This window comes from Methylovorus mays (assembly GCF_020531915.1).
In the GTDB taxonomy this organism is placed as follows: domain Bacteria; phylum Pseudomonadota; class Gammaproteobacteria; order Burkholderiales; family Methylophilaceae; genus Methylovorus; species Methylovorus mays.
Genome location: NZ_JAJAVG010000004.1, coordinates 209,153 through 235,674 on the forward strand (window position 1 = coordinate 209,153; position 26,522 = coordinate 235,674).

The 26,522-nt window shown below is 54.0% G+C and carries 25 protein-coding genes and 2 tRNA genes; 14 read left to right on the top strand and 13 right to left on the bottom strand.

Annotation, left to right across the window (positions count from 1 at the left end; translation table 11 throughout):
* The first annotated feature begins 5 nt into the window (after positions 1 to 5).
* From LG203_RS03280 to LG203_RS03290, 3 genes are all read left to right on the top strand, one after another.
* Positions 6 to 81 (top strand) — tRNA-Val (locus LG203_RS03280).
* A gap of 56 nt (positions 82 to 137) precedes the next feature.
* A tRNA-Asp gene (locus tag LG203_RS03285) sits at positions 138 to 214 on the top strand.
* 209 nt (positions 215 to 423) lie between these two features.
* Positions 424 to 2,322: a SurA N-terminal domain-containing protein gene (locus tag LG203_RS03290; RefSeq protein WP_230344476.1), complete on the top strand. Its 1,899-nt coding sequence runs from the start codon at positions 424 to 426 to the stop codon at positions 2,320 to 2,322.
* A 166-nt stretch (positions 2,323 to 2,488) separates the two neighbouring features.
* Here the strand turns inward: LG203_RS03290 and LG203_RS03295 are convergent, their stop codons facing one another.
* From LG203_RS03295 to gloB, 6 genes are all read right to left on the bottom strand, one after another.
* Positions 2,489 to 3,274, bottom strand: coding sequence for an enoyl-ACP reductase FabI (locus LG203_RS03295; RefSeq protein ID WP_013442312.1), 786 nt, complete (start codon positions 3,272 to 3,274; stop codon positions 2,489 to 2,491).
* Between the two features lie 104 nt (positions 3,275 to 3,378).
* Positions 3,379 to 4,215 (bottom strand): ABC transporter permease, encoded by an 837-nt coding sequence (locus LG203_RS03300; protein WP_230344477.1) that lies wholly within the window; start codon positions 4,213 to 4,215, stop codon positions 3,379 to 3,381.
* A gap of 2 nt (positions 4,216 to 4,217) precedes the next feature.
* The gene (locus LG203_RS03305) at positions 4,218 to 5,234 is read right to left on the bottom strand and encodes an ABC transporter permease (protein WP_230344478.1); all 1,017 of its coding nucleotides are present in this window, start codon (positions 5,232 to 5,234) and stop codon (positions 4,218 to 4,220) included.
* Positions 5,235 to 5,243: 9 nt separating this feature from the next.
* Complete coding sequence (locus tag LG203_RS03310; protein ID WP_407665363.1) at positions 5,244 to 6,869, bottom strand: peptide-binding protein; 1,626 nt, start codon at positions 6,867 to 6,869, stop codon at positions 5,244 to 5,246.
* 61 nt (positions 6,870 to 6,930) lie between these two features.
* Positions 6,931 to 8,640: a lytic transglycosylase gene (locus tag LG203_RS03315; RefSeq protein ID WP_407665347.1), complete on the bottom strand. Its 1,710-nt coding sequence runs from the start codon at positions 8,638 to 8,640 to the stop codon at positions 6,931 to 6,933.
* Positions 8,641 to 8,712: 72 nt separating this feature from the next.
* Positions 8,713 to 9,465, bottom strand: a complete 753-nt coding sequence (gene gloB, locus LG203_RS03320; RefSeq protein ID WP_230344481.1) for a hydroxyacylglutathione hydrolase — start codon at positions 9,463 to 9,465, stop codon at positions 8,713 to 8,715.
* Between the two features lie 28 nt (positions 9,466 to 9,493).
* Between gloB and LG203_RS03325 the strand changes: the two genes are divergently transcribed.
* Genes LG203_RS03325 through rfbD form a run of 7 tightly spaced genes read left to right on the top strand, consistent with a single transcriptional unit; the run spans position 9,494 to position 14,821 of the window.
* Positions 9,494 to 10,213: a class I SAM-dependent methyltransferase gene (locus LG203_RS03325; protein ID WP_230344482.1), complete on the top strand. Its 720-nt coding sequence runs from the start codon at positions 9,494 to 9,496 to the stop codon at positions 10,211 to 10,213.
* Positions 10,214 to 10,215: 2 nt separating this feature from the next.
* Positions 10,216 to 10,680, top strand: a complete 465-nt coding sequence (gene rnhA, locus LG203_RS03330) for a ribonuclease HI (RefSeq protein WP_230345023.1) — start codon at positions 10,216 to 10,218, stop codon at positions 10,678 to 10,680.
* Positions 10,677 to 11,381, top strand: coding sequence for a DNA polymerase III subunit epsilon (gene dnaQ, locus LG203_RS03335; protein WP_230344483.1), 705 nt, complete (start codon positions 10,677 to 10,679; stop codon positions 11,379 to 11,381). Before rnhA ends, dnaQ begins: the two co-directional genes overlap by 4 nt.
* Positions 11,382 to 11,397: 16 nt before the next feature.
* The gene (gene rfbB / locus LG203_RS03340; protein ID WP_230344484.1) at positions 11,398 to 12,474 is read left to right on the top strand and encodes a dTDP-glucose 4,6-dehydratase; all 1,077 of its coding nucleotides are present in this window, start codon (positions 11,398 to 11,400) and stop codon (positions 12,472 to 12,474) included.
* Positions 12,471 to 13,349, top strand: a complete 879-nt coding sequence (gene rfbA / locus LG203_RS03345; RefSeq protein WP_230344485.1) for a glucose-1-phosphate thymidylyltransferase RfbA — start codon at positions 12,471 to 12,473, stop codon at positions 13,347 to 13,349. The genes rfbB and rfbA overlap by 4 nt, the downstream gene beginning before the upstream one ends.
* Positions 13,349 to 13,894: a dTDP-4-dehydrorhamnose 3,5-epimerase gene (gene rfbC, locus LG203_RS03350; protein WP_230344486.1), complete on the top strand. Its 546-nt coding sequence runs from the start codon at positions 13,349 to 13,351 to the stop codon at positions 13,892 to 13,894. The genes rfbA and rfbC overlap by 1 nt, the downstream gene beginning before the upstream one ends.
* 21 nt (positions 13,895 to 13,915) lie before the next feature.
* Positions 13,916 to 14,821, top strand: coding sequence for a dTDP-4-dehydrorhamnose reductase (gene rfbD / locus LG203_RS03355; protein WP_230344487.1), 906 nt, complete (start codon positions 13,916 to 13,918; stop codon positions 14,819 to 14,821).
* Positions 14,822 to 14,866: 45 nt separating this feature from the next.
* Here the strand turns inward: rfbD and queD are convergent, their stop codons facing one another.
* The 5 genes from queD to LG203_RS03380 all read right to left on the bottom strand — a co-directional run bounded on the left by queD (position 14,867) and on the right by LG203_RS03380 (position 18,953).
* Complete coding sequence (queD, locus tag LG203_RS03360) at positions 14,867 to 15,307, bottom strand: 6-carboxytetrahydropterin synthase QueD (RefSeq protein ID WP_230344488.1); 441 nt, start codon at positions 15,305 to 15,307, stop codon at positions 14,867 to 14,869.
* A gap of 95 nt (positions 15,308 to 15,402) precedes the next feature.
* A complete protein-coding gene (locus tag LG203_RS03365; RefSeq protein ID WP_230344489.1) occupies positions 15,403 to 16,320 on the bottom strand; it encodes a histone deacetylase family protein in 918 nt (305 codons plus the stop codon).
* A gap of 136 nt (positions 16,321 to 16,456) precedes the next feature.
* Entirely contained in the window at positions 16,457 to 17,335 is an 879-nt protein-coding gene (rsgA, locus tag LG203_RS03370) for a ribosome small subunit-dependent GTPase A (protein WP_230344490.1), read from the bottom strand.
* A gap of 48 nt (positions 17,336 to 17,383) precedes the next feature.
* A complete protein-coding gene (locus LG203_RS03375) occupies positions 17,384 to 17,692 on the bottom strand; it encodes a cytochrome c (RefSeq protein WP_230344491.1) in 309 nt (102 codons plus the stop codon).
* Between the two features lie 16 nt (positions 17,693 to 17,708).
* Positions 17,709 to 18,953 (bottom strand): M48 family metallopeptidase, encoded by a 1,245-nt coding sequence (locus LG203_RS03380; protein ID WP_230344492.1) that lies wholly within the window; start codon positions 18,951 to 18,953, stop codon positions 17,709 to 17,711.
* Positions 18,954 to 19,061: 108 nt separating this feature from the next.
* On the opposite strand from LG203_RS03380, the gene orn reads away from it, so the two are divergent.
* A complete protein-coding gene (gene orn, locus LG203_RS03385; protein ID WP_015830130.1) occupies positions 19,062 to 19,610 on the top strand; it encodes an oligoribonuclease in 549 nt (182 codons plus the stop codon).
* Positions 19,611 to 19,854: 244 nt separating this feature from the next.
* Here the strand turns inward: orn and glgA are convergent, their stop codons facing one another.
* Together glgA and LG203_RS03395 are read right to left on the bottom strand one after the other, a co-directional pair.
* A complete protein-coding gene (gene glgA / locus LG203_RS03390) occupies positions 19,855 to 21,336 on the bottom strand; it encodes a glycogen synthase GlgA (protein WP_230344493.1) in 1,482 nt (493 codons plus the stop codon).
* A 141-nt stretch (positions 21,337 to 21,477) separates the two neighbouring features.
* Positions 21,478 to 22,734, bottom strand: coding sequence for a putative Na+/H+ antiporter (locus LG203_RS03395; protein ID WP_230344494.1), 1,257 nt, complete (start codon positions 22,732 to 22,734; stop codon positions 21,478 to 21,480).
* 162 nt (positions 22,735 to 22,896) lie between these two features.
* On the opposite strand from LG203_RS03395, the gene ppc reads away from it, so the two are divergent.
* The 3 genes from ppc (at position 22,897) to priB (ending at position 26,506) form a co-directional block, all read left to right on the top strand.
* Positions 22,897 to 25,677: a phosphoenolpyruvate carboxylase gene (ppc, locus tag LG203_RS03400; RefSeq protein ID WP_230344495.1), complete on the top strand. Its 2,781-nt coding sequence runs from the start codon at positions 22,897 to 22,899 to the stop codon at positions 25,675 to 25,677.
* Between the two features lie 139 nt (positions 25,678 to 25,816).
* Positions 25,817 to 26,194 carry a 30S ribosomal protein S6 gene (rpsF, locus tag LG203_RS03405; RefSeq protein ID WP_013442289.1) on the top strand — a complete coding sequence of 126 codons (378 nt, stop codon included), beginning with the start codon at positions 25,817 to 25,819 and terminating at the stop codon, positions 26,192 to 26,194.
* The gene (gene priB / locus LG203_RS03410; RefSeq protein ID WP_230344496.1) at positions 26,195 to 26,506 is read left to right on the top strand and encodes a primosomal replication protein N; all 312 of its coding nucleotides are present in this window, start codon (positions 26,195 to 26,197) and stop codon (positions 26,504 to 26,506) included.
* Positions 26,507 to 26,522 lie beyond the last annotated feature (16 nt).

Consider the following 26,522-nt stretch of genomic DNA (forward strand, 5'->3'; position numbering starts at 1 on the left):
AAAATGGGTGCTTAGCTCAGTTGGTAGAGCGTCGCCCTTACAAGGCGAATGTCGGCGGTTCGACCCCGTCAGCACCCACCAATAATCATCAGCATTCGCGATAGCAAGCTCACAGGCATGCTCCTGCGCAAGTTTTAGGAGTGGTAGTTCAGTTGGTTAGAATACCGGCCTGTCACGCCGGGGGTCGCGGGTTCGAGCCCCGTCCACTCCGCCAGAGAATCCAGAGCCCGCGTTTTTAAAAACGCGGGCTTCTCTGTTTTTGCATTCTGCATATTCTTAATTACTCCCCATAATCTCCTCTTTCTATGCTGGCAACACCCGCCATTGCTATGCCGAGTATGGTATATTCTCCGATTAAGTTATTGGCTGACAGACTCATGTCTTGCAGCTGTTTAAGGTCATTGAAGAATAAGGCGTATCGTTATGTTGGAAGCAATTCGTGAGCGTTCTAAAAGTTGGCTTGCAAAACTTATCCTAGCTGCAGTTACCATCCCGTTTGCCATTGTCGGTATTGATACTTATCTGAGAGATGCCGGTTCCAGTGTGTCGATTGCCAAGGTGGATGGCGAGTCGATTTCCGTTCAGGAATACAATAACTCCATGCAGCGTTTGCGTAATCAATTGCAAGCGGAAGGCAAAACCGATCCCTCCGTACTGGAACAGCCAGACGTCAAGCAATCCATTCTTGATCGCTTGATTATCAACCGTCTCTTGAACAATGCAGTGACCAAGAGTCATTTTGCTATTGGCGACGCTGCTCTGAGTGACCACATTATTACGCTTCCCGAATTTCAGGAAAACGGCAAGTTTTCACAGGAAACCTATGACCGCTTGCTGACCAGCAACAGGCTGACACCTTCTCAATTCGAATCCACCATGCGTACCGATCTGCTTGTGCAGCAAGCGAGAGAGGGCTTGGCTGCTCTGGCTTACCTGCCAGAACCAATTAGTAAGCAAACGCTGGCTACGGAGCACCAGCAACGTGAGGTGACGATTGCTGAAATAAAGACGGCTGATTTTCTTGACCAAGTGAAGGTCGATGAAGCCCAGATCAAAGCCTACTATGATCAGCACAAAGACAAGTTCAAGGTGCCGGAGCAGGTCAAGCTGGAGTTTGTCCTGTTTTCATCCAATAACCTTATCCCTAAAGTGCAAGTGTCGGATGAGGAAGTCAAAAAATACTACGACGAAAACGCTGCCAAATTTCAGGGTAACGAACAGCGTCGTGCCAGCCACATCCTGATCAGTTTCGGCGTGAGTGCGACCCCTGAAGCCAAGCAGCAGGCGAAAAAACAGGCTGAGGACGTGTTAGCGCAAGTACGTCAACATCCTGACCAGTTTGGCGAGCTTGCCAAGAAGTATTCCAAAGATCCAGGTTCTGCGGAAAAGGGTGGGGATTTGGGAAGCTTTGGTCGTGGAATGATGGTGAAGCCGTTCGAAGACGCAGTTTTCTCCATGAAACCTGGCGAAGTCAGCAATCTGGTGGAATCCGAGTTCGGTTATCACATCATCAAGTTGACTGAAATTACTGGTCAATCGCAAGGCTTCGATGCTGCCAAGCCACAAATCAAGGCTGAGTTGCTTTATCAGAAGGCAATCACGTTGTTTGCCGAGCAAGCAGAAAGTTTCAACAACATGGTATATGAGCAGTCGACTAGCCTGAAGCCAGTCGCTGACGCGTTTGGTTTGCAAGTGCAGCATACCGACTGGATCAGTCATGCAGATGGCGCCAAGTACTTCAAGAGCGACAAGCTGATGAACATGGTATTCGCTGAAGAAGTCTTGAAAGACAAGCGTAATACTGAGGCGGTTGAAGTTTCTCCCAATAACCTGATTTCGGCCCGTGTCGTCGATTACAAGCCAGCTGCTCCCCGTTCTTATGAAGAAGTGAAGTCGGGTATTGAGGGTGTATTGAAGGCGGAACAGGCTGCGAAGCTGGCGATTAAAAAGGGTGAAGCCGCGCTGGCAGATCTGCGTCAGGGTAAATCACCCCAGTTAGACTGGATTCCGTCTGTCACGATTGACCGTAGCAATGCGCAAGGTCTGACGGATGTAGCCATGAACAATGCGTTCAAGATTGATGTGAGCAAGCTACCTGCCTATGCTGGTGTGGCCGATAGCAACAAGGGCTACCTGCTGATCAAGGTAAATGGTGTGAATACTCCTCCAGCAAATGATGATGCCGATAAGGCATCCGCACGTGAGTTGCAAGCGGCTCTGGCTTCTGAGTATGTTGCTGCTTATGTGAAATCCCTGAAAGAGAAGAGCAAGATTACGGTAAATAGCCGTTTGTTGCTGAGTAGCGGAACTGGCGACCAATAGTGATCGTGTTGTCGTATCAGGCATAACAAAAAAGGCGGTGTAACCCGCCTTTTTTGTTGGCTATATATTTTTGGTTGAGTGGGAATCACCCATACATAAATGAAAAAAACGCCCGGGAATCCGGGCGTTTTTATTGCAGCTCTTGCACTATCAAGCGTTCAAGGACTTAGTCCATGGTGCCGGCGGCTGTAATATTCATGCCGCCATCCACGTAAGTGATTTCGCCAGTGATGCCGGAAGCAAGATCGCTACACAGGAATGCGGATGCATTGCCAACTTCTTCAATGGTGACATTGCGGCGCAGGGGGGCGTGCTTCTCGTTAAAGCCCATCATTTTGTCAAAACCGGCAATGCCGGAAGCTGCCAACGTTTTGATTGGGCCCGCAGAGACCGCGTTAACGCGAATACCTTTGGGTCCCAGGCTCTGTGCCATGTAGCGGACATTGGCTTCCAGGCTGGCTTTGGCTACGCCCATGACGTTGTAGTTGGGCAGGGTGCGCTCAGCGCCGAGGTAGCTGATGGTCAGCAGGCTGGCATTGCGCCCTTCCATCATGGGCATGGCGGCCTTGGCCAGTGCGGCGAAGCTGTATGAGCTGATGTCGTGCGCAATGCGGAAGTATTCGCGGGTGACCGATTCCAGGTAGTCGCCATCCAGTGCGACTTTTGGCACAAATGCAACGGAGTGGACGATGATATCCACGCCATCCCAGTGTTTGGCCAGGGCCGGGAACAGGGCGTCAATCTGAGCATCATCTGCTACATCACAGGGCAGCACGATTTTTGAATCAAAGTCTGCGGCCAGTTTGCCAACGCGCTCTTCGAATTTTTCGGTCTGGTAAGTGAAGGCAAGTTCAGCGCCTTCCCGTTTCATCGCTTCAGCAATGCCATAGGCAATGGAGCGATTGCTGAGTAAGCCAACGATCAAGGCACGTTTTCCGGCTAGAAATCCCATGTGTCATCCTTAGAAATAAACTGAATTGACTGATCGCAGCAGGCTTCATGCCAAACGGTGTCGGGTATCCCGGGGATAAGCCGTCACCATGCGGATCAGATTTTTTATCGAGTATTGGTTGTGCGAGGGTCCAGCACGTCGCGCAGGCCTTCGCCGAGCAGATTATACCCTAACACGGTGAGCAGGATGGCAACGCCAGGAAACAGCGAGAGCCACCAAGCAAACTGAATGTACTCCTTGCCGTCGGTCAGGATATTGCCCCATGACGCTTGCGGTGCCTGAACACCAAGCCCGAGAAAGCTGAGCCCGGATTCAACGAGTACTGCACTGGCAACGCCCAACACGAAGCTTACCATGATGGGCGTCAGGCTATTGGGCAGCATATGAATGAATATCATGCGGAAGTCGCGTGCGCCCAGGGTTTCCGATGCCATCACGAATTCACGGCCCCGCAAACTGAGAAATTCGGCGCGTACCAGACGGGTGACGCCCATCCAGGAGGTAAGCCCGATGACGATCATGATGTTCCAGATGGATGGGGTCAAAAAGGCAATGACGGCCAGAATGAGGAAAAACGTAGGAATCGACAGCATCACATCGACCAGGCGCATGATGACAACGTCGACCCAGCCACGGTAATACCCCGAGATGGCGCCTAGTACGATACCGATACTGGTGGCAATGCCGACAGCCACGATGCCCACCAGCAGGGAAATGCGCGCACCAAACAGCATGCGCGAGAATACGTCGCGGCCGAGACCGTCGGTTCCCATAGGGTGCTGCAGGGAAGGAGGAAGAAGGATGGCCTTGACGTCGATGGCATTGGGGTCATATGGCGCGATGAGAGGTGCCAGGATCGCGAGCAAAAGAATGCCGAATATAATGATGAAGCCACTTAAAGCCAGTGGGTTGCGCAATGCTTGGCGCCATTTGTTAGGCATGATTACATGACTCCCCGTCGCACGCGAGGATCTGCCCAGGCGTAGGCGATATCCGCGATCAGATTGCCCAATAGAGTTAAAGCCGACCCTATGGTCAGGATGCCCATGATGACTGGAAAGTCACGCATGAGCACCGCATCGTAAAACAGCTTGCCCATTCCGGGGATGGCGAAAATGGATTCGGCAATGACTGATCCACCTATCAGCCCGGGAATCGCCAAGCCAAGAATGGTAATCAATGGCAGCATGGCGTTGCGTAGCGCATGGCGATACACCACCGTGTTTTCGGAAAGACCCTTGGCACGCGCGGTGGTGATGTAATCCTGATGCAGCACATCCAGCATGCCATTACGTATAAACAGGGAAATACCTGCCAGGCCGCTCAGGCCAGAAATGAAGACAGGCAGGGCCAGGTGGGTCAGGGTGTCCCATAATTGGCCCCAGGCACTCATCTTGTCGTGATTAAGGCTATGAATGCCGGAAATAGGCAGCCAGTCATGCACCACGCCCGTCCAGTACATCAACATCAACGCCAGCCAGAAACCGGGAATGGCAAAACCGATAAACACGAACAGGGTAATGGCGCGATCTGGCGGTCGATTCTGGGTAATGGCCGAAACTACCCCTAAAGGCACCGCGGCAAAAATAATCAGGCCTAGGCTCAAGACATTGATCAACAGGGTGATCGGCAGGGCTTCCTGAATCATGCCCTTGATCACATTGCCTTCGGCATCCTTCGTTTCCCAGAATACCGGCTTCTGGTGGGAGGCGAAGGAGGTGCCAAAATCCAGCTTGACCATGCGTTTCAGCCAGAGCCCGTATTGCACGATGATGGGTTTATCCAGATTGTATAGCTCGCGCAGCTTCTGCCGAGACTCTTCACTGGCCTTGGGGTTGAAGCTGGCTTCCGAGTTGGTGATGTCGCCTGGCGCCAGATGCATGATCAGAAAGGAAATCAGGCTGATACCGACCAGTAGCGGCACCATCCAGAACAAGCGTTTCAAGAGATAGCGGATCATGCATGCACCTTATTGGCTGATTTCATTGCGCCGCAACGGCGGAGGTATGTACCAGTCATAGGAGTTGTAACCAATGCCAGCAGGCGGCGCCGGATTGTCTATACCTTTGACGCGCTTGTGGATGGCGGGCAAGCCATAACCTGCATACAGGTAGACGATGGGGCTATCGGCGAGCAGGATGCTGGCAAACTCATGGTAGATTTTCATGCGCTTGTCTGGATTAAGCTCCAGCCTGCCTTGCTCCAACAGTTTGTCCACGCGAGGATTGTTATAACCGATAAAATTGAATTGCCCAGGTGCCTGCTGCGAAGAGTGCCAGATGTTGTATTGGTCAGGATCCAGAGAAAGTCCCCAGCCCAGCAATACCACATCAAAGTCTCCAGTCTTGATGAAACGACCAATGAAACTTGCCCATTCCATGACGCGGATATTGGCGTCTATGCCGATTTCTTTCAGGCGCCGCTGCACCAGCACCGCACTCATTTCGCGTTGCTTGTTCTGATTGGTCAGAATGTCAAATCTCAGGCGTTTGCCATCACGTAGCAAATAGCCCTCATTGTCACGCCCGGTGTAGCCGGCAGCCTGCATGAGCGAAATCGCCTTGTTAGGGTCGTAAGGATAGGGTGAGAGGTCAGGGTTGGTCCAGCGTGTGCCAGGTTTGTAAGGCGAGGAAACCGGCTCGCCCAAGCCCAGTAATACGCCATCAATCAGTTCTTGCTTGTCGATGGCGTAATTGATGGCTTGCCGGACACGAATGTCATCAAAAGGCTTGTGCTTGAGATTGAAGCCCAGGTAGGTGTAGTTATTACCCAGCTCTTTGTAGAGGGCGAGCTTTTTCTGCAGATCCTCACGCGAAGGCACAATGCGTGAATACTGAATCGGGTTTAACGTCATCGAGTCGATATTGTCTGCCAGCAATTCGAGAAACTGCGCAGCAGGGTCAGGAATAAAGCGCGATACCAGGCGATCTATGCGCGGAGGCCCCTGGGTGGAGTTGGGGTTGCGAACCAGCGAGATACGCTCTCCTGGCTTCCATTCTTCCAGTTTGTAGTAATGACTGCCCACAGGCTTGAAGCGGAAAGAGGTGGTATTGATGTCCTGTCCTTTGAGCAGATGTTCCGGCAATATCTGCAAGCCAGCCCAGGAATCCAGCGCAGGCGCATAGGGGTTGGCATAGCTCACTTTGAATGTCGCTGGGTCCGGGGTTTCGGCGCGAATGACCAGCTTGTAGTCAGAGCCATAGGGCGTGCGTGTATTGTCATCGGTCACCAGTTTCCAGGTGAACAGGACATCTGCACTGGTCAGTGGTTTGCCATCGGCCCACTTGAGACCAGGCTTGAGCTTGAACGTAATGGTTTTCTGATCAGGCGACACACTCCAGCTTTGTGCCAGCTCGCCTTGCAGCTCGAGGTTTTTGTCGTATTTAAGGAGGCTGTTGAAGATATTGCTGGCGACCGCCGAAGCCGCGGCTTCCCCCGCAATCATTGGAATGAGACCACTGGGTTCGCCCGCTGTTGCATCAATCAGCGTGCCGCCGGAAGAGGGCGGATAGGATTGGTCAAAGTCGGCAGCATTGCCGCTGGGAGCTTTGCTGCACGCGGTCAGCAGCAGGCCAAGCGATAACATGATGCCCATGCGCAAGGACAGGTATTTAAGCAAAAGCGGCCTTTCCATCAACGAGGGGCTAGCAAAGCGATCAGGCTTGATCAGGCTTGGCAACTGTAAGTATCGCACCGGGCACGATACGTGAACCGCTTATCTTGTTCCAGCGCTGCAGCTCATCACGAGCAACATCAAATTTTCTGGCGATGCTTTCAAGGGTGTCGCCACGCTTTACGATGTAGTGCTGTTTTTTGCTAGCCACCAGCTTGCTTTTACTGATTTCAGCCTTGCGAGGCGTGCTACTGGCCACCACCGCTTTGGAAACTCTGGCGGATCCAGAAGCGACATTCAGCAGTTGCCCGGCTTTCAGTTTAGATGACTTTAACTGATTTTGTGCCATTAGCTGTTGTGTGGATAGTTTGTAGCGTTTTGCAATGCTTTGCAGCGTGTCTTTGCCCGTCACCTTGTGGCGAAGTATGGGTGTGGTTTCAACTTGCGCCATGGCGGGTTCGGCGACATTCACATGTTCCGCCAGCACAATGTTGGCATCGGCTTTGGCGCCGTTGTCCATCGGTACCAGCAACGGTCTTGCCATGATCAGGTTGTCGCGCGATGGCAGATCATTCACGTTGCGCAGTTCCGCCAGCGGAATGCCAAATTTGCGGGCTATGCTGGCCATGCGTTCCCCGCGCTTGGCATGATAGGTCTGCCAGCTGACCAGCGGCTTGTCGTAAGCCTCCAGATTGGTCTTGAAGGTCTCTGCAGCCCCTATTGGCAACAGGATTTCATGAGCGTTTCCGCTGGCAGTCATTACCGGGCGGTTGTATTCGGGGTTGAGTGATGAAAATTCTTCAAAGGATATTTCGGCAAGCTTGGCGGCCAAATGAACATCAATTTGCTGGGGCGCTGTGACCTTGGTGAAATACGGCCGATTGGGAATGCTCTGGATATTCAAGCCGTAGAGTTCAGGGTTGGTCATGATGTTTTTGACCGCTTGCAACTTGGGAACGTAGTTTCGGGTTTCGGGAGGAAGGGGCAGGCTGTTGTAATCGGTGGGCAGCCCTTGCTGTCGGTTGCGCGCAATCGCTCGACTGACGGTACCTTCGCCGGCATTGTAGGCTGCCAGAGCCAGATCCCACGTACCAAACATCAGGTGCAGCTTTTGCAGATAGGTCAGGGCGGCATCGGTCGCTGCGGTCACATCGCGACGGCTATCGACCCACCAATCCTGCTTCAGGCCAAAATTCTTGCCAGTCGATGGAATGAATTGCCAAATGCCGGAAGCATGGCTCTTGGAATATGCTTGTGGGTTGAAAGCGCTCTCGACCATGGGCAGCAAGGCGATCTCGGTGGGCATGCCGCGTTTTTCCACTTCCACCACGACGTGATACAGATAGCGCTGACTGCGTTCCACCATGCGTCTGACGTAGTCGGGGCGGGCGGCATACCAAGCCTCATGGGTCGCGGTGTAGGGCGAGTCCACTTCCGGCATGCCATAGCCATTGCGGATGCGTTGCCACAGATTGTCGGTGGAAACTTGCGCCAGCTCGGCGGCGGAGTGCCCAGGCTGGGCGCTTGCCAGCTCAGGTACATAATTTAATACCGGGTCATTCTGCAGACGCGAGGAAAACTGTAATGAAGTGTCAATGCTGCTGTCGCGGATGGGTTCGCTGAGAACGATGATGTCATCACCAGCAAGATTGCGATCGGCGTAAACAGGGAAGGAAAACGGAAATGCCAGGATAACCAGCTTCAGTATGCGTTGCATAGTCATGAGGCGATGTCTTAAATAGCTGAAATTCATGCAATAGTAGCCAATGGGCGCCTCTCAAGTCAAGGCAAAGTTCAGCTTTAACATGTTCGATTATGTTAATGATTAAAAATGATTTCTCATTTCCCTGATAGCAGTAAAAACAGCTAACGGGTTCGGTTCATGTATGCCGGATGCATGTCGGATGGCTGCGCTTTCGCAGCGGAGAAAAGGATTGCTGTCGCGTTCGATGGCGAGCGTGCTGGGCAGGCTGGGCAGGCCTTGCCGTCGTAGTTGGGTTACTTGCGCCTGTCTTGCCAGTAGCGCTGTGTTGGACGGATCGAGCTGTCGGGCAAATTTCAGATTGTGTTCGGTGTATTCGTGTGTGCAATAGACAGCGGTTTCCGCTGGCAGATCAGCCAGCTTGTTTAGCGAATCCAGCATCTGGGCTGGCGTGCCTTCAAACAGACGTCCACAGCCCGCGCTGAACAGGGTATCGCCACAGAACAGAAGCTTTGCGCCATAATAGGCCACATGTCCAAGGGTGTGGCCCGGCACGTCGAGAACGTCAAGTGTCAGGGGTAAAAACGCGAGGGTGATCTGATCGCCTTGCTGCACTGGCTGATGCGGAAACGGATAACTCTCACGCGCTGGCGCATACACACGGGCCCCCGTTTTGCTTTGCAGCGTTTCTACACCGCCAATATGGTCGTTATGATGGTGGGTGATAAGGATGGTATGCAGCTGGAGCCCGGAGGTGTCCAATTGCCGCAGAACCGGTTCGGCATCGCCTGGATCAACCACCGCTGCCTGGCCATGGGCATGCAGCATCCAGATGTAATTGTCTGAAAAAGCCGGGATAGGGATGATGTCATACATAGTGCGATACTTCGATGTTGAGGAATAAATGTCAATAGACGATCAGCAGTCATGGCTGGCAAAGCCTATTGGCGCCTATTTGCTGGAGCGCGAGCAATGTTTGTTCGACCAGGCCGTGGCAGATGTGTTCGGCTTCAACGCCTTGCAAGTCGGCTTGCCGCAAGCCAATTTACTGCAACAATGCCGCATGCCCTTCATGTTTCATACGGATATTCAACACGGCGAAGTGATCAGCGACTCCACCCAGCTTCCTTTTTCTGCCAATACCATCGATCTGTTGCTCATGCCCCACACTCTGGATTTCAGTGAAGATCCACATCAGACCCTGCGTGAGGCTGAGCGGGTGCTGGTTGCTGAAGGACATCTGATGATCAGTGGCTTTAATCCGCTCAGCAGTTGGGGCATAAAGCGCATGCTGGGAAAACGCCAGGGATATCCCTGGCATGGCAACTTTTTACCTTTGCTGCGCATTAAGGATTGGCTAGCGTTGCTGGGTTTTGAGATAATCAGCACCGGCATGACTTGCTATGCGCCGCCATGGGTCAGTGCACGTTGGCTGGAACGGAGCCGTTTTCTGGATCGTGCAGGGGGGCGTTGGTGGCCAATGCGCGGTGGTGTCTATTTTGTTGTAGCCCGTAAACGCGTACTGGGCATGCGAGTGATTCGTCCCAACTGGAATGCCGCCAGACTCAAGCCCCGGCTGGTTGCATCGCCCAGCCAGAAAATCAAACGAAATCGAGATAAATGAATATGGCAGTTGAAGAAGCTTGCGTCGTCATCTACGCGGATGGCGCATGCAAAGGTAATCCCGGCCCTGGCGGTTGGGGAGCATGGCTGGCGATGGGCGGTCATGAGAAAGAAATGTGTGGCGGAGAGCTGCTCACCACCAATAATCGCATGGAACTGACAGCCGTGATTCGTGCATTGCAGGCATTGAAGCGTCCCTGTCAGGTCAAAATCTATACGGATTCTGTGTACGTTCAAAAGGGCATCACGGAGTGGATGAAAGGCTGGAAGGCCCGGAACTGGCGCACCAGCGACAAGAAGCCCGTCAAGAACGAAGATCTCTGGCGCGAGCTGGATCAAACCGTACAGCCGCATAATATTGAGTGGCTATGGGTGAAAGGTCATGCTGGCAACGTGGGCAATGAGCGCGCCGATGCCTTGGCCAATCAGGGGGTGTTGCAGGCGTTGGAGGCGAAGGAGCGCGCATGAGACAAATATTTCTGGATACGGAAACCACCGGGCTTTATCCCGCACAAGGCCATCGCATTATTGAAATTGCGGCGGTAGAGGTCATCAATCGCCGCATTACCAGCCAGCATTACCATGTCTACCTCAATCCCGATCGCGAGATTGACGCAGGGGCGCAGGAAGTCCACGGCATAACCCTGGAGTTTTTACAGGACAAGCCGCGTTTTGCCGATGTCGTTGGCGAGTTTCTGGATTTTGTGCAGGATTCCGAGCTGATTATTCACAATGCTCCGTTTGATGTGGGCTTCCTGAATGCGGAGTTGGGCCGCATCGAGAAACCCGGCATTGAGTCGGTCGCCAGTGGCATTATCGACACGCTGAAGATGGCCAAGGAAATGCGTCCAGGGCAGCGTAACAATCTGGATGCCTTGTGCCGCCATTTTGGTATTGATAACTCCAAGCGCACCTTGCACGGTGCCTTGCTGGACGCGGAATTGCTGGCCGATGTCTATCTGGCAATGACGCGGGGGCAGGAGAGTCTGATCATCGACATGCTGGATACGCCAGCACATAACGATGATAATGATGCCCTTCACATACAGACCATCTCGCAAAAAGTGTTGCTGGCGGATGAGACCGAAGTTGCCGCTCATCAGCAATACCTGCAAAGCCTTGCCAAGGGCGGGGCTTGTATCTGGCAAGAACTGCAACAAACTGAATAATCGAGAGACAACAACCTTGAACAACACGATTATAGTGACCGGAGGTGCTGGATTTATTGGCGCCAATTTTGTACTGGACTGGCTGGCGGCTGGTCTGGGGCGCGTGGTCAATCTGGACAAACTCACCTATGCGGGAAACCTGCAAAATCTGGAGGCCGTGCAGCAGCATCCAGATCATGTCTTTGTCCATGGCGATATTGGAGACCGGGCATTGGTGGCAAAGTTGCTGGCCGAGCACAAGCCTCGCGCCATTCTCAATTTTGCTGCGGAAAGCCATGTTGACCGCTCCATTCATGGGCCGGAGGACTTTATCCAGACCAATGTCGTCGGTACTTTTCATCTACTGGAGGAGGCTCGCCATTACTGGAGCGGTCTGAATACTACGGAGCAGTCTGCGTTTCGCTTTCTGCATGTATCGACTGATGAAGTTTATGGCACGCTGGCGGCGCATGATCCGGCCTTCACCGAGACTACGCCATATGCGCCGAATAGCCCTTACTCGGCATCCAAGGCGGCCTCCGACCATCTGGTGCGGGCATATCAGCACACTTACGGTCTGCCTACCTTGACCACCAACTGTTCCAACAATTACGGCCCGTATCATTTTCCTGAAAAACTCATCCCGCTGTGCCTGCTGAATGCCCTGGCTGGCAAGCCATTGCCTATCTATGGAGATGGTCAGCAGATTCGCGACTGGCTTTATGTGAAAGATCATTGCAGTGCCATCCGCCGCGTGCTGGAAGCCGGACGGGTGGGCGAAACCTACAACGTTGGTGGCTGGAACGAAAAAGCGAATCTGGATGTGGTGCAATTGCTGTGTGACATCCTCGACAATCTCCAGCCACGTGAGGACGGACGTAGTTATCGCGAACAGATTACCTTCGTCAAGGACAGGCCCGGGCATGACCGCCGTTATGCCATTGATGCCAGCAAGCTATATAGCGAGCTGGGCTGGAAACCGCAGGAAAGTTTTGAAACCGGCATCCGCAAAACCGTGGCCTGGTATCTGGAGCATCAGGATTGGGTTGAGAACGTTAACTCTGGCGAATATCGCCGCTGGCTGGATCAGCATTATGCGGAGAGCGCAGCATGAGAAAAGGCATTATCCTCGCCGGAGGTTCCGGCACGCGGCTTTACCCGGTGACCCAGGCCGTCTCCAAACAGCTGCTGCCGGTCTATGACAAGCCCATGGTGTACTACCCGCTGTCGACACTGATGTTATCTGGCATCCGCGATATCCTGCTGATTTCCACGCCGCAGGATACGCCGCGTTTTGAGCAGTTGCTGGGTGATGGTAGCCAGTGGGGCGTGAATATTCAGTATGCCGTCCAGGCATCGCCAGATGGCCTTGCTCAAGCCTTTCTGATTGGTCGTGAGTTCTTGGGCAATTCTCCCAGCACGCTGGTCCTGGGGGACAATATTTTCTACGGGCATGATCTGGGTAGTGACTTGCATGCCGCAGCCCATCGCACCAGTGGCGCAACGGTATTCGCTTATCCAGTGAATGACCCGGAGCGCTACGGTGTAGTGGAATTTAATGATCAAGGCCAGGCGGTCAGCCTGGAAGAAAAGCCGGTGACGCCTAAATCCCGCTATGCGGTGACCGGGCTTTATTTCTACGATAACCAGGTAAGTGATATTGCTGCCTCGCTCAAGCCTTCGCCACGTGGTGAGCTGGAAATTACCGACATCAACAGCCATTACCTGGCTGCTGGCCAGCTCAAGGTGGAAGTGATGGGGCGTGGTCATGCCTGGCTCGACACCGGCACGCACGAGTCCTTGCTGGAAGCCTCGTTGTTTATTGAAACTATCGAAAAGCGGCAAGGCCTGAAAGTGGCCTGCCCCGAAGAAATTGCCTACCGCATGGGGTATATCGATGCCGCCAAGGTGGAAGAGATTGCGGCTTTGTACAGCAAGAATGGGTACGGCCAGTATCTGACCCGCATGCTGAAAGAAAGGGTATTTTGATGCAAGTCGTTGCAACGGATTTACCAGATGTGCTGATTTTTGAACCCAACGTGTTTGGCGATGCCCGGGGGTTCTTTTTTGAGAGCTATAACCAGAATACATTTGAAGCCTTGACGGGCCTCAAACGCACTTTTGTCCAGGATAATCACTCGGCCTCGGCCAAGGGCGTTTTACGCGGGCTGCATTACCAGATTCGTCAGCCCCAGGGCAAGCTGGTGCGGGTAGTGGCGGGCGAAGTACTGGATGTGGCTGTGGATATGCGCAAAAGCTCCCCCAGCTTTGGGCGTTGGACCAGCGCCATCCTCTCGGCAGAAAACCGCCGGCAGATGTGGGTGCCAGAAGGCTTTGCCCACGGATTTGTCGTGTTGTCAGAGTTTGCCGAATTTTTGTACAAAACGACGGATTTTTATGCCCCCGAGCATGAGTGCTGCATACGCTGGGATGACCCTACACTGAACATTGATTGGCAACTGACGGCGCCACCAGCGCTTTCTGCCAAAGACAGCCGTGGACTGGATTTCCTGTTAGCGCCTTGTTTCGATTAACTTTCCCCTGAATAGCTCCCATTGATTTCTCCCCGTATCTTACTCACCGGTGTGCATGGTCAGGTTGGTCATGCATTGTTACCCATGCTGGCTACCTGGGGCACGGTCACGGCGCTCGATCGTGCTGCGCTGGATTTGTCTGATGAGGCCGCCATCCGCAACATTGTGCGCACATTGCGGCCCGATGTGATTGTGAATCCGGCAGCCTATACCGCGGTGGACAAGGCCGAAACCGAGCCCGAACTAGCGTATGCCATTAATGCTGAAGCGCCGCGCATCCTGGCGGAAGAGGCGGCAGAGCTGGGTGCACGCATGGTGCATTACTCAACTGATTACGTGTTTGATGGGCGCGCCAGCCAGCCTTATCGCGAAACCGACATCACCAACCCACTCGGTGTGTATGGCGCAAGCAAGCTGGCAGGGGAGCAGGCCGTGCAACAGGCCGGTCCGCAGCATCTGATCCTGCGTACCAGCTGGGTATACGGCGCTTATGGCAAGAATTTCCTGCATACCATCCTGCGGCTTGCCCGCGAGCGGGACAGCCTGGGCATCGTAGCAGATCAATTCGGCGCACCGACCAGCAGTCATGATATTGCCACTGCAACGCTTGCCTTACTGAAAGCCTGGCAAGCGGATCGTAGCGGCATTTATCACCTTACCAACAGCGGATACACGAGCTGGCATGGCTTTGCCGTCGCCATCCTGCAAGCGTACGAAGGCTTGCAGGCCGAGCGTGGCTGGCCGCCATTGCGCGTGTCTTCCGATGCGGTAAGGGCGATTACGACGGCCGAATATCCGACCCCGGCAGCCCGGCCTGCCAATTCCCGGTTGAATGGCGATTTGCTGGAGCAGGATTGGTGTGTTCGGTTGCCGGATTGGCGTCAGGCACTGCTGCAGGTGATGGAAACACCCACACTGTTGGGGTAAAACTCGGGTACGTCTGTGTGAAAACTGAAAACTACCGGTGAAAGCTCAGGCGAGCGCATCCGCCCAGCTGTTGGGGGTTTCATACAAGCGTACGCGCTCCAGCTTCAGGTGATTGCCATAGACATCCTGATAGCGGCTGTTCAAGATACGAAACGCTTCTGCCGCCATGTTTTCAGCGGTGGGCACGCTCTCCATCACTACCGTTTTATGATTGGGCAGACTGTTGAGGAAATTCAGCACATCCACATCGCCTTTGTAAACCAGGAAGGCATGATCCCACACGTCAACCACGCTCTCGCGGGCAATCGCTTTTACGTCGGAAAAGTCCATCACCATGCCGTTATCCGAGCTGCCATCCTGCTGGATGATGTCGCCTGACAAGGTAATTTCCATGGCGTAACGATGGCCGTGCAGGTTGCGGCATTGGCTTTTGTGGCAAGGGATGCGGTGACCGGCATCAAATTCAAGGCGGGTAGTGATTTGCATGCCGCGATTATAGCAGGTGTCGCCTCGTGGCTGTCTTCACACCGGCGCGAATTTCTATGGAAAACAGGGCGCTTGCCAGAATAGCTTGCCCCTATTCAGAGCAGGCCTCGCACATGCGCGACGGCGCTCTCTGCCAGTGCAGGCAGGGCGTAGCCACCTTCCAGCACCGAGACGATGCGCCCTTGCGCATGCTGATCCGCTATCTTTCTGGCAAAGGCCGTTACCCAGCTGTAATCCTCGGCTTCCAGTTTCAATCCCGCCAGCGGATCATCCCGATGCGCATCAAATCCGGCGGAGATCATGATTAATTGTGGTTTGAAACGGGCAAGCGCCGGGGCAATTTCCCTTTCCATGACTTCGCGGAAGGCGGGGCCGTTGGTGCCGGCAGGCAGCGGGACATTGATCATGTTGGCGCTGCGCGTATCGGCACCGCGATGCGGATAAAAGGGGTGCTGAAAGGTAGAGCACAGCATGACATGCGAATTGTCGCGGAAAATATCTTCGGTGCCATCGCCATGGTGGACATCGAAATCCAGAATAGCCACTCGGTCAAGCTTGTGCTGACCCAGGGCATGCGCCGTGGCGACCGCCACATGGTTGAAGATGCAAAAGCCCGCAGCGTGGCTACGCCCGGCATGATGCCCAGGAGGCCGTGTGCAGCAGAAGGCGCGCTGCGCCTTGCCTGACATGACCAAGTCTACCCCAAGTATCGCAGCTCCACTGGCGTGCAGGCAGGCTGAGAGGGTCATCGGTCCCATGGCCGTGTCGGCATCCAGCCGCACCAGCCCGGCTGGAGGTGAAAGCTGGCGTATGCGGGCAATGTAATCCGGGCTGTGGACGCGTGCCAGTTGCGTATCGGTGGCGGCAGGGGCCTCATATAAGCTCAATTGCTTGATAAGACCGCTGGCCGCGAGCGCTTCATGGATCGCCGTGATGCGGGCAGGCGATTCCGGGTGTTTGCCATCCATCACATGCAACAGGCTGTCCGGATGGCTGATCATGGCTGTGGTCATGGGGACGACTCCAGTCTGAATGAGGAGGATATTATCGGCTGGGACAGTTGAAGGGGATTGGCTGTTCCCATCCATTCCTCAGCCTGAAATCTATTGCCTGTCCATCTCAACGGTGTGCCAGAAAAACCTGAGTCAGCTAGCGCAACAGCTCCTGGGCCATGGATTGGTAATATTGCAGGCGTTCGGGATGAATTTCATGGCGCTCTGCCGCCTCTCTCAGCGCACAGTCTGGCTCCTGCAAGTGGCGGCAATTATTGAAACGGCACTTGCCGAGATAGGGGCGGAATTCGATGAACGCGCGCTCCAGGGCTTCGATATCAAGATGATGCAGGCCAAATTCCTGCAGGCCAGGGGAGTCGATCAGATGGCTATCGGCATCCAGGTGATAAAGATGGGCGGCGGTGGTGGTGTGTTTGCCGCTATCCAGCACTTGCGAGACCTCCTGCGTGCGTACCTGCTGGCCTGGTAGCAGGGCGTTGACGATCGTGGATTTCCCCATGCCGGATTGCCCGACCAGTACGCTGGTGTGTCCCTGCAATAGAGGTCGCAAGGGGTTGATGTCCTGATGGGCGGACATATGCAGTACGCGATAACCCAAGGCCTCATAGCGCTGCAGTTTTGCCATGGCCTCCTGCTTGTCACCCAGGTCGCATTTGTTGAGCACAATCACCACTTCAATGCCCGCGGCTTCCGCTGCCAGCAGGCAACGGTTGAGTAACTCTTCGTAAAAGCTGGGCGTGGTAGCCAGCACGATAATAATCTGGGTAACATTGGCCGCCAGCAGCTTGCTGCGGAAGGCATTGCTGCGATAGAGCAGGCTGGTACGAGGATCGTTGCTTTCAATCACGCCCTCGGCCGTGTCGGTGAGCTTGATATTGACGCGATCACCGCAGGCCAGGTCGGTTTTTTTGCCGCGGGTGACGCAGCTGATTTCGCGACCATCGTCTAACTCAACGCCATAGCGCTTGCCATAGGCAGCAATCACAAGGCCATGTTGCAGTTCCTGATTTTTCAAAGGCACATTTCTGTCAGTGGTGATCAGGCATGATACCTGTAACGGGGCTTATTGATCGAATTTGTAATAGGTCTGGTTGAGGTATCGGGCGACATGCAGCTCTTCATCCTCAAACCATTTCATGCCGAGCATGGTGTTGCAATTGCGGATCTGCGCCAATAAACCACGGGAGGTTTTCACCAGGCGATGTTCACGCGTGTAGATGGCGGAACCATCACCACCGTATTTGCTGGCATGGCACTGTATGCAGTTTTTCTCGACCATGGTTTTGCCGATGGCGGCATCGCCCTCGGCAAAAGGCTCGGCATGCGCGTTCATTGTCAGGCTAAGTAGCAAAAGCAGAAACAATGTACGCATGACGAGCTCTCCAATGCTATTTGACCGCCAGCTTGGCAATACGGATGCTGGCCGGTGGATGTGAGTCATAAAATGCCGAGTGCAATGGATCAGGCGTCAGCGTGGAAGCATTATCGCGGTACAGCTTGACCAGTGCTTCAATCAGATGACGCGCATTGGCATGCTTGGCCGCGTAATCGTCTGCTTCAAATTCGTTTTTGCGCGAGTAGCTTGCCATCAGCGGACGCAGCAGGAACAGGAACACCGGGCTTACCAGCAAGAATAGCAGCAAGGCCATGTAATCGCTGGTCTCGCTTACCCCCAGGCCCGTGTAAAACCACGCCTGTTGCTTGAGCCATCCCAGCAGGGCCAGACCGACAAAGGTGACGAAGAACATGAGCACAATACGCTTGATCACATGGTGATGCTTGAAGTGGCCAAGCTCGTGCGCCAACACCGCTTCAATCTCGTCTTCATCCAGCCGGTCGAGCAGAGTGTCAAAAAACACTACGCGCTTGCTGGAGCCAAAGCCTGTGAAATAAGCATTGCCATGGCTGCTGCGTGTGGAGCCATCCATCACGAACAGGCCTTGCGATTTGAAGCCACATTTGCTCAACAGAGTTTCAATGCGCGACTTCAGTGAAGCATCAGCCAGCGGCGTAAACTTGTTGAACAGTGGGGCAATAAAGGTCGGGTACACCGCCAGCATCAGCAGGTTGAATACACTCCAGACGATCCAGAGGTAGAGCCACCAGTAATCACCGGCGCCCTGCATCAGCCAGAGCGCCGCAAACAGCAGGGGGGCGCCGAGCAGCAGGCCCACGAACGCATGCTTGACCATATCGGTAAAAAACATGGCAGGGGTCATTTTGTTGAAGCCAAAGCGCTGATCGACGACGAAGGCCTTGTAGTAATCAAATGGTAACTCCACCAGGCTGCTGACGATCATGGCAGACAAAATGACGGCAGCGCCACGCAAAATCTCATGATTGGCCAATGCATCACGCCACAGGCTGTCTATCAGCTCCAGGCCCCCGCCCAAGGTTAACGCCGCCAGCAAGATGGCCTGCGCCACGCTCTCGCTCAGCATCAGCCGGGTTTTGGCCGCGGAATAGTCGGCGGCCTTCTGGTGAGCTTCAATGCTGATGGTTTGGCTGAAGGCAGCAGGTACGGCAATGCGGTGCGCAATGATGTGACGTATATGTCGACGGCCTAACCAGAGCTTGATGGCGGTGGTCAGAATCAACAGGGCGGAGAAGATTAGGGTGAGAGTCGAGGCCATAGTGTCGTGGTTTTTCAGTTAAACTTATAAGGTACTGCCGTATGAAGCATCGTTACGGCGAAGGTTCACCAAAGCGCGCTGCATTAGCCTATTTTAATGGAAATCATTATGTCACAAGATCAAAATAACCTCATCTGGCTGGATATGGAAATGAGCGGCCTGCTGCCTGATAGCGACCGCATTCTCGAGCTGGCGGCCGTCGTTACGGACGCCGATTTGAATATACTTGGGGAATCGCCCGTGCTGGTGGTGCACCAATCCGATGCCGTGCTAGATGGCATGGACGCCTGGAACAAGGGCACCCACGGAAAATCAGGACTGATTGACAAGGTCAAGGCATCGACGCTGGACGAAGTGTCTGCCTCGCAGCAGATGATAGAGTTTTTGAAACAGTATGTGCCTGCAGGCAAGTCGCCCATGTGTGGCAACTCCATCTGCCAGGATAGACGATTCATGGCGCGCTACATGCCTGAGCTGGAATCGTATTTCCATTATCGCAATCTGGATGTGAGCGTGTTCAAGGAATTGGCACGTCGCTGGAAACCGAGTATCCACGGTGGTTTCAAGAAGGCCAGCAAGCATGAAGCGCTTGCAGATATCTATGAGTCGATTGAAGAGCTGAAGTACTATCGCGAACATTTCCTGAAGCTGGATTAATAAATAGCGTATCCGGCATAAAAAAATAGGGTGCCCGCAGGCACCCTTTAAGTGAGGAGAAGTCAAGCTTTGGAAGAAGCTCACTCAAGGCTAAGCATGTTGTATGCCATAGGTTAAGACATCGCTGAGTGGGCTTGTGAAACTGAAGCTCGACGTCACTATAGATTGAAAATATGACAGCCAAATGAAAAAGCCTGATGGTCTTCATCAGGCTTTTTCATTTTAATGCAATGCGTGATGAGTATCAGGCAATGCTTTGATAAACATCAATATATTCTTTCGCACTTTGCTCCCATCCTAAATCCCGATGCATGCCATTTTGCTGAATTTTTTTCCAGTTTATTTGATCATGGAAGTAGTTGATTGCGCGTCTGAGAGTGTTATAGAGCTCAGTGGTATCGGCAGATTCCATGATGAATCCTGTGGCGGTTTGCGCTTGCAGGCTGGCTGGAGTGGTGTCGATGATGGAGTCGGCCAGCCCCCCGGTACGATTCACCACCGGTGGTGTCCCGTAGCGCATGCCATACATCTGGTTCAGGCCGCATGGTTCAAAGCGCGATGGCATGACGAAGATATCCGCACCAGCCATGATCTGATGCGACAGGGCTTCGTTATAACCAATGCTCACGCTGACCGAGCCAGGATGACGCTGCGCAAGCGCGCGAAAACCTTGCTCCAGTGCAGCCTCTCCGCCGCCCAGCAGCACCAGCTGGCATTGCTGCTCGGTAATCAGCGCATCGGCAATCGGCAGCAGCATGTCGAGCCCTTTTTGATGGGTGAGGCGGCTGACCACCCCCAGCAATGGCCGCTGCGCTGCTGGTTGCAAGCCTTGCTGCTGTTGCAATGCCAACTTGACCGCCTGTTTCGTTGTTAGCGTGTTTTCATCATAGACGTGAGCAAGATGAAGGTCGGTGGCAGGGTTCCACTCGTCCACATCAATGCCATTCAGAATTCCGCGTATCTCGTGTCCACGTTCTGCCAGCAAGCCCTGCATGCCAAAACCGAATTCTGCTGTCTGGATTTCCCGGGCATATGTCGGGCTTACCGTGACCAGCCCGTCAGCGTAAAACACACCCGCTTTGAGAAAGGACATCTGCCCATAATATTCCAGCCCCTGCATCTGGTAACTGTCGGGCGGCAAGCCCAGGCGGGCTACCCATTCCTCTGCAAAGCAGCCTTGGAAGGCTAGGTTGTGAATGCCGAATACGCAGCGTGCTCGGCTTACGCTGGGCCGGGCTCTGGTATGAAATTGCATGTAAGCCGGGGTCAGGCCAGTTTGCCAGTCGTTGCATTGCACGATATCGGGAATCCAGTCTTGCAACGGACTGTCGCTACAGCCGAGTCGGGCTGCAATCATGGAGAGGACGCCGAAACGTACTGGATTATCTTCCCAGTCGCGGCCCGTGGTATCCAGGTAGGGATTGCCTGCGCGCTGATACAGGCTGGGGCAGTCAATGGCCAGCACCTCGACGCCGGTATCGGGCATTTTTCCCTGCACCAGGCTGGCACGGCCAACGTAGGGCAGGTCTTGCAGTTCCAGCGCCTTTGCCTGGTCTTGCAGTTTTTTCATGACAGAGGGATAGCCGGGAATCAGTAATCTGACATCTTCACCTTGATCTCGCAATGCGGCAGGTAGCGAGCCACTGACATCGGCCAGGCCGCCAGTTTTGATCAAGGGGTGGGCTTCTGAGCTAACAAAAAGAATACGCAAGCGAGCGACTTTCATCGTAATAAATACAGGAATGCCATGAGCGAATTTCCTGGCGAGCAGGGGAGTGGCAAATCATGATACTGGCCCGTCCCCTGTACGGCAAGCTGGGGCTGAAGCGGCTAAAAAACGCACCGATCATGGCAGCTTTGCACTTGTTTAGAGCATGAAAAAACATACAATCGCCACCAGCGTGGGTGGCAAGGCGCCGAGTAACAATTGCCCTGCTCCTATGGAGGCATCCTGGAAACCATTTTTCAACAGGGCAACCCCGGCCGGATTAGGAGCATTGGCAATCACGGTGAGGCCGCCACCTGCGACGGCTCCGGCGACCAGCATATATTTCGACTCTTCTGAGATACCCATAATCAGGGAGCCCAGATAAGTGAGGGCGGCATTATCAGTGACAGCAGTCAGTGCAACCGCACCAAAGAACAGTGCGACCGGTTCAAGGTTTGCCACGATAGGTTGCAACCACCATTGCTGCATGCCGCCCAGCACGACCAGGCCCGCCAGGAAGAAGCCGACCAGCAGGCCTTCTTTCAGGATCAGCCGGTTCTGATGACGCTCGTAGGCTTGGGTAAAGCCCAGAAACAGCAGGAATAGGCCCATGAAGATGACCGGATGATGCGCAAACATGACCACGCCGGCCAGAAACAGAAAGTGGATGCTGGATACCAGCAACGGCGTTTTCTTGCCTGAGCTGGCTTTTCCGGCAGGCGCTTGACTGAGATGCTTGCGCAGTATGATGGTGATCATGGTGGCGTTGAATAGCACGGCTATTGCCGCTTTCCAGCCAAAGTGCGTCATCATGAAGGCGCTATCCCATTGCCAGGTGGCGGCGACCATCAGCACAGGCGGTGCTGCAAATGAAGTGAGCGTGCCGCCGATGGAAATGTTGACGAACAGCACGCCAAGCGCTGCATATTTCAACCACTCGGGAATGCCATGGCGAAAAATCTGTGGTGCCAGCATCAATGCGGCCAACGTCATGGCGGCAGGCTCGGTGATGAAAGAGCCCACCAGTGGCACAACGGCCAGGCAAAGCCAGGCCTGGGCCACGGCAGTATTGATCGGCAATAGCCGCGCAATCACTGCGATGATTTGCTGCACGGATTGCAAGATAGGTTTGGATGCTGCCACCACCATGACCACAAAGACAAACAGTGGCTCGGTGTAATGCCGGGATTCGGCATACTCAATGGCGTGATCACCACCTGCCATGACTGCCATCAGCCCAATCAATATAAAAGCCCAGAAGCCGAATACGACCTCTACTTCGCCCAATAAATGCAGTAGCCCGGCATGGCGCGGGGTGCGATGGGCCAGGCTCTCGAAGAATTTGGCGCTAAAGGTGTGAAGCAGGGCAATGCCAAAAATGATGGCGGCGGTGATTTGAATGGAAGTCGGGCTCAAACGGGAATCTCCGTTGCAAGTGGGCGTGGTTTTATTATAGAGGGAATTCTGTTGCATTTAGACGAGACTGTTCGCAATGACTAATTTGGATCGTTTATTGCTTCATCAGGATAAGCCATAGGAGTCGTGAATAAAGTGTTGATGGTTATTGGGGAGCATGGAATGACAAGCCGGATTTATAGCCATAACGAAAAACTGCTGCGTGAAAACATACGTTATCTCGGCCGAGTGCTGGGGGAAGTGATTAAAAGCAAAGAGGGCGAAGAGACGTTCGACCGGATTGAGGCGATACGAACAGCCGCCGTCAATTTTCACCGGCATGGCAATGCCAAGGCGGCCAAGAGTCTGGAAAAGCTGCTCAAGACATTGACGGTGGAACAGGCGATCCCCGTGATACGGGCTTTCAGTTATTTCAAGCATCTGGTCAATATTGCCGAAGATCTGCATGCCCATCAGCAAAGTCGTCTGGTGGAGGATCAAGCCGTACCGGGCATGCTGACGCATTCGCTGCAGAAACTGGCAGCCAGCGATCTGGCAGCTTCGGAGATTGGCGACTTTTTTGCGAATGCACTGATTTCGCCAGTGCTGACTGCGCATCCCACCGAGGTGCAGCGTAAAAGCATTCTGGATACCGAGCGGGCGCTTTCCATGTTGCTGGTTGAAAAGAGCAATGTGGTGTCCATCCGCGAGGCGGAGCGTAACGAACGCATGATCGTTGGCGCGATTACGACCTTGTGGCAGACCCGGATCCTGCGTTTCAGCAAGCTCACGGTGGCCAATGAAATCGAAAACGCGCTGAGCTATTACCGCATGACGTTCCTGCAGGTGATTCCCGAGCTGATGCAGGATTTTGAGAATGATCTGCGCCATGTGTTTGCCGACAAGTTGAGCCCGGAATACAAGTTGCCATCGTTTTTGCAGATGGGGAGCTGGATAGGTGGCGATCGTGATGGCAATCCTTTCGTCAATGGCGCCACGCTGGAGCAGGCGATTATTCAGCAGTCCGCCACCGCCTTTTCATATTATTTGGAACAGGTGGAGGCCTTGCGCTCGGAGCTTTCCCTGTCCACCCGCCTGGTGGGTGTGACACCTGCCTTGGTCAAGCTGGCAGAGGCATCCGGGGAACAGTCCCTGCACCGGCAGGATGAAACCTATCGCCTGGCGCTCAATGGCATACACGCACGTCTGGCACAAACGGCAAAATTGCTGGTGAACGAGCGGGGCGATGTGCGACGCGAGATCAGCGCCATCCCCTATACCAGCGCTGAGGCCTTGCTGGCCGACATGAATGTGATCGCGGATTCGCTGCAAAGCCAGCAGGGCGAGGCGCTGATTTATCCGCGGCTGGGCAAGCTGATCAAGGCCATCGAAACCTTCGGGTTTCATCTGGCTACGGTGGATTTGCGCCAAAGCTCCGATGTGCACGAGTTGGTGATCAAGGAGCTTTTTCTCAAGGCCGGGCAGGACTTCAACTACGCCACGCTGGATGAAGATGAGAAAGTGGAAGTGCTGCTGGAAGAACTCAAGCAGCCGCGCTTGCTGTTTTCACCGTTTCAGCAGTATTCCGAACTGGTGCAGTCCGAAATGGAGGTGTTGCAAAAAGCGCGCGCCATTCGCGCCGGATACGGCAAGCGCGCCATACGGCAGTACATCATTTCCCATACCGAGACCTTGTCTGACCTGCTGGAAGTAGCCTTGCTGCAGAAGGAAACCGGCATGTTGCGCGGCGTCTGGGGCTCGGCCAAAGTGCAGATGGACCTCAATATCGTCCCGCTGTTTGAAACCATTGCCGACTTGCGCCACGCACCCATGATCATGGGGCAATGGTTGAGCCTGCTTGGTATTCGCCATTTGCTGCGGCATCAGGGCAATGAGCAGGAAATCATGCTGGGTTATTCGGACAGTAACAAGGATGGGGGCTTCATCACCTCCAACTGGGAACTATATAAAGCTGAAATCTCGCTGGTGGAATTATTCCGGCAGGCCAATATCCGCTTGCGGCTGTTTCACGGCCGTGGCGGTACCGTCGGTCGTGGTGGTGGCCCGACCTACCAGGCCATCATGGCGCAACCTCAGGGCACGGTGGATGGTCAGATACGCCTGACAGAGCAGGGCGAAATCATCGCCAACAAATACTCGGAGCCGCGAGTCGGGCGCCAGCATCTGGAAACGCTGGTGGCGGCCACCATTGATGGTTCGTTGTTCCCGCCGGATCCCTTGCTGGCCAAAAAACGGCGCTCCTTCGAAATCATCATGGAAGGCTTGTCAGCCACGGCCATGACCGCATACCGTACCCTGGTATATGAAACAGCCGGGTTTGCCGAGTATTTTTTCAATGCCACGCCTATTTCCGAAATCGCCGAGCTCAATATCGGTAGCCGTCCTGCCTCGCGCAAGGCCACGCAACGCATTGAAGATTTGCGCGCCATTCCATGGGGATTTTCCTGGGGGCAATGCCGCTTGCTGCTGCCAGGCTGGTTTGGCGTAGGCAGTGCCATTCATGAGTATTTGTTCATTGAGGATAAACTGCAGCCGGCGCGGCTCAAAACCCTGCATGACATGCTGGAGCAATGGCCGCTGTTCCGCAGCCTGATCTCGAATGTGGACATGGTGCTAGCCAAGACCGATCTAGCCGTCGCGCAGCGTTACTCCATGCTGGTGCCGGACAAGAAGCTGCGTGAAGGCATCTTTGCCGCTATTGAGCATGAATATCAGCTGACGACAGAGGCGCTCAATCTGCTGCTGAACAGCACGGAACGCCTGAGCAGCAATCCGGCGCTGGCCAATTCCATTCAGAATCGCCTGCCGTACCTCGATCCGCTCAATCACCTGCAGGTTGAGCTGATCCGGCAATACCGTCAGGGCGCGACCAATGACAGGGTCAAGCTGGCAATACATCTCACCATTAATGGCATTGCTGCCGGGCTGCGCAATACCGGATAATGCCGTGTTGATAGCTCACTCCGAGTAATAAAGCCGCAAAAACATTGTCTTGGGGGTGGATACCCGCTATAATCGCGGGCTTTCCACCTTGCCTTACCGTTGTCGCAAACGGGAGGCTGCTAACCCAAAAGGAGTGTTTATGCGACATTATGAAGTAGTGTTCATCGTCCATCCGGACCAGAGCGAACAAGTGCCAGCCATGATCGAGCGTTACCGTACTCTGGTAACTTCCAACGGCGGCGCTATCCACCGTCTGGAAGACTGGGGCCGTCGTCAACTGGCTTACCCTATCCAGAAAATTCACAAGGCACACTACGTGCTGATGAATATCGAATGCAATCAAACCGTGCTGGAAGAGCTTGAGCATGCATTCAAGTTCAATGACGCCGTTCTGCGTCATCTGACCATTGCGACCAAGGAAGCCGTTGTTGCTCCATCCCCCATGATGAAGGAAGAGAAATCCAAGTCATTGCTGGGCAAGGATGAAGCCGCTCCTGCTGAGGAAGCTGCTGCTTAATTGAGTTCTACCACGCTGGAGGCTAATCAGTTAGTCATCGCGGGCGAAGTGGTGCAGATTGCAGAGCTTCGTTACACGCCAGCAGGAATACCGTTGTTGAGTTTTACCCTGCAGCATATCTCGGAAAAAACCGAGGCAGGCATGCAGCGCAGAGTCGAGTGTGCAGTGCCCGTGATTGCGATGGGCTCCATCGCAGAGCAGCACAAGCACCTCAAAGAAGGAACCAAGGCCCGTGTGGCCGGATTCCTCGCCAAGCGCAGCATGAAAAGCACACAGCTGGTATTGCACATTACTACATTAGAGATAATCTGAATTTAGAAAGAGGTTC

What these genes read in the sequence shown, in the direction of transcription:
- LG203_RS03290 (WP_230344476.1), top strand. Translation starts at nt 424, where the DNA reads ATGTTGGAAGCAATTCGTGAGCGTTCTAAAAGTTGGCTTGCAAAACTT.
- LG203_RS03295 (WP_013442312.1), bottom strand. Translation starts at nt 3,274, where the DNA reads ATGGGATTTCTAGCCGGAAAACGTGCCTTGATCGTTGGCTTACTCAGC.
- LG203_RS03300 (WP_230344477.1), bottom strand. Translation starts at nt 4,215, where the DNA reads ATGCCTAACAAATGGCGCCAAGCATTGCGCAACCCACTGGCTTTAAGT.
- LG203_RS03305 (WP_230344478.1), bottom strand. Translation starts at nt 5,234, where the DNA reads ATGATCCGCTATCTCTTGAAACGCTTGTTCTGGATGGTGCCGCTACTG.
- LG203_RS03310 (WP_407665363.1), bottom strand. Translation starts at nt 6,869, where the DNA reads ATGGGCATCATGTTATCGCTTGGCCTGCTGCTGACCGCGTGCAGCAAA.
- LG203_RS03315 (WP_407665347.1), bottom strand. Translation starts at nt 8,640, where the DNA reads ATGAATTTCAGCTATTTAAGACATCGCCTCATGACTATGCAACGCATA.
- gloB (WP_230344481.1), bottom strand. Translation starts at nt 9,465, where the DNA reads ATGTATGACATCATCCCTATCCCGGCTTTTTCAGACAATTACATCTGG.
- LG203_RS03325 (WP_230344482.1), top strand. Translation starts at nt 9,494, where the DNA reads ATGTCAATAGACGATCAGCAGTCATGGCTGGCAAAGCCTATTGGCGCC.
- rnhA (WP_230345023.1), top strand. Translation starts at nt 10,216, where the DNA reads ATGGCAGTTGAAGAAGCTTGCGTCGTCATCTACGCGGATGGCGCATGC.
- dnaQ (WP_230344483.1), top strand. Translation starts at nt 10,677, where the DNA reads ATGAGACAAATATTTCTGGATACGGAAACCACCGGGCTTTATCCCGCA.
- rfbA (WP_230344485.1), top strand. Translation starts at nt 12,471, where the DNA reads ATGAGAAAAGGCATTATCCTCGCCGGAGGTTCCGGCACGCGGCTTTAC.
- rfbC (WP_230344486.1), top strand. Translation starts at nt 13,349, where the DNA reads ATGCAAGTCGTTGCAACGGATTTACCAGATGTGCTGATTTTTGAACCC.
- queD (WP_230344488.1), bottom strand. Translation starts at nt 15,307, where the DNA reads ATGCAAATCACTACCCGCCTTGAATTTGATGCCGGTCACCGCATCCCT.
- LG203_RS03365 (WP_230344489.1), bottom strand. Translation starts at nt 16,320, where the DNA reads ATGACCACAGCCATGATCAGCCATCCGGACAGCCTGTTGCATGTGATG.
- LG203_RS03375 (WP_230344491.1), bottom strand. Translation starts at nt 17,692, where the DNA reads ATGCGTACATTGTTTCTGCTTTTGCTACTTAGCCTGACAATGAACGCG.
- LG203_RS03380 (WP_230344492.1), bottom strand. Translation starts at nt 18,953, where the DNA reads ATGGCCTCGACTCTCACCCTAATCTTCTCCGCCCTGTTGATTCTGACC.
- orn (WP_015830130.1), top strand. Translation starts at nt 19,062, where the DNA reads ATGTCACAAGATCAAAATAACCTCATCTGGCTGGATATGGAAATGAGC.
- glgA (WP_230344493.1), bottom strand. Translation starts at nt 21,336, where the DNA reads ATGAAAGTCGCTCGCTTGCGTATTCTTTTTGTTAGCTCAGAAGCCCAC.
- ppc (WP_230344495.1), top strand. Translation starts at nt 22,897, where the DNA reads ATGACAAGCCGGATTTATAGCCATAACGAAAAACTGCTGCGTGAAAAC.
- rpsF (WP_013442289.1), top strand. Translation starts at nt 25,817, where the DNA reads ATGCGACATTATGAAGTAGTGTTCATCGTCCATCCGGACCAGAGCGAA.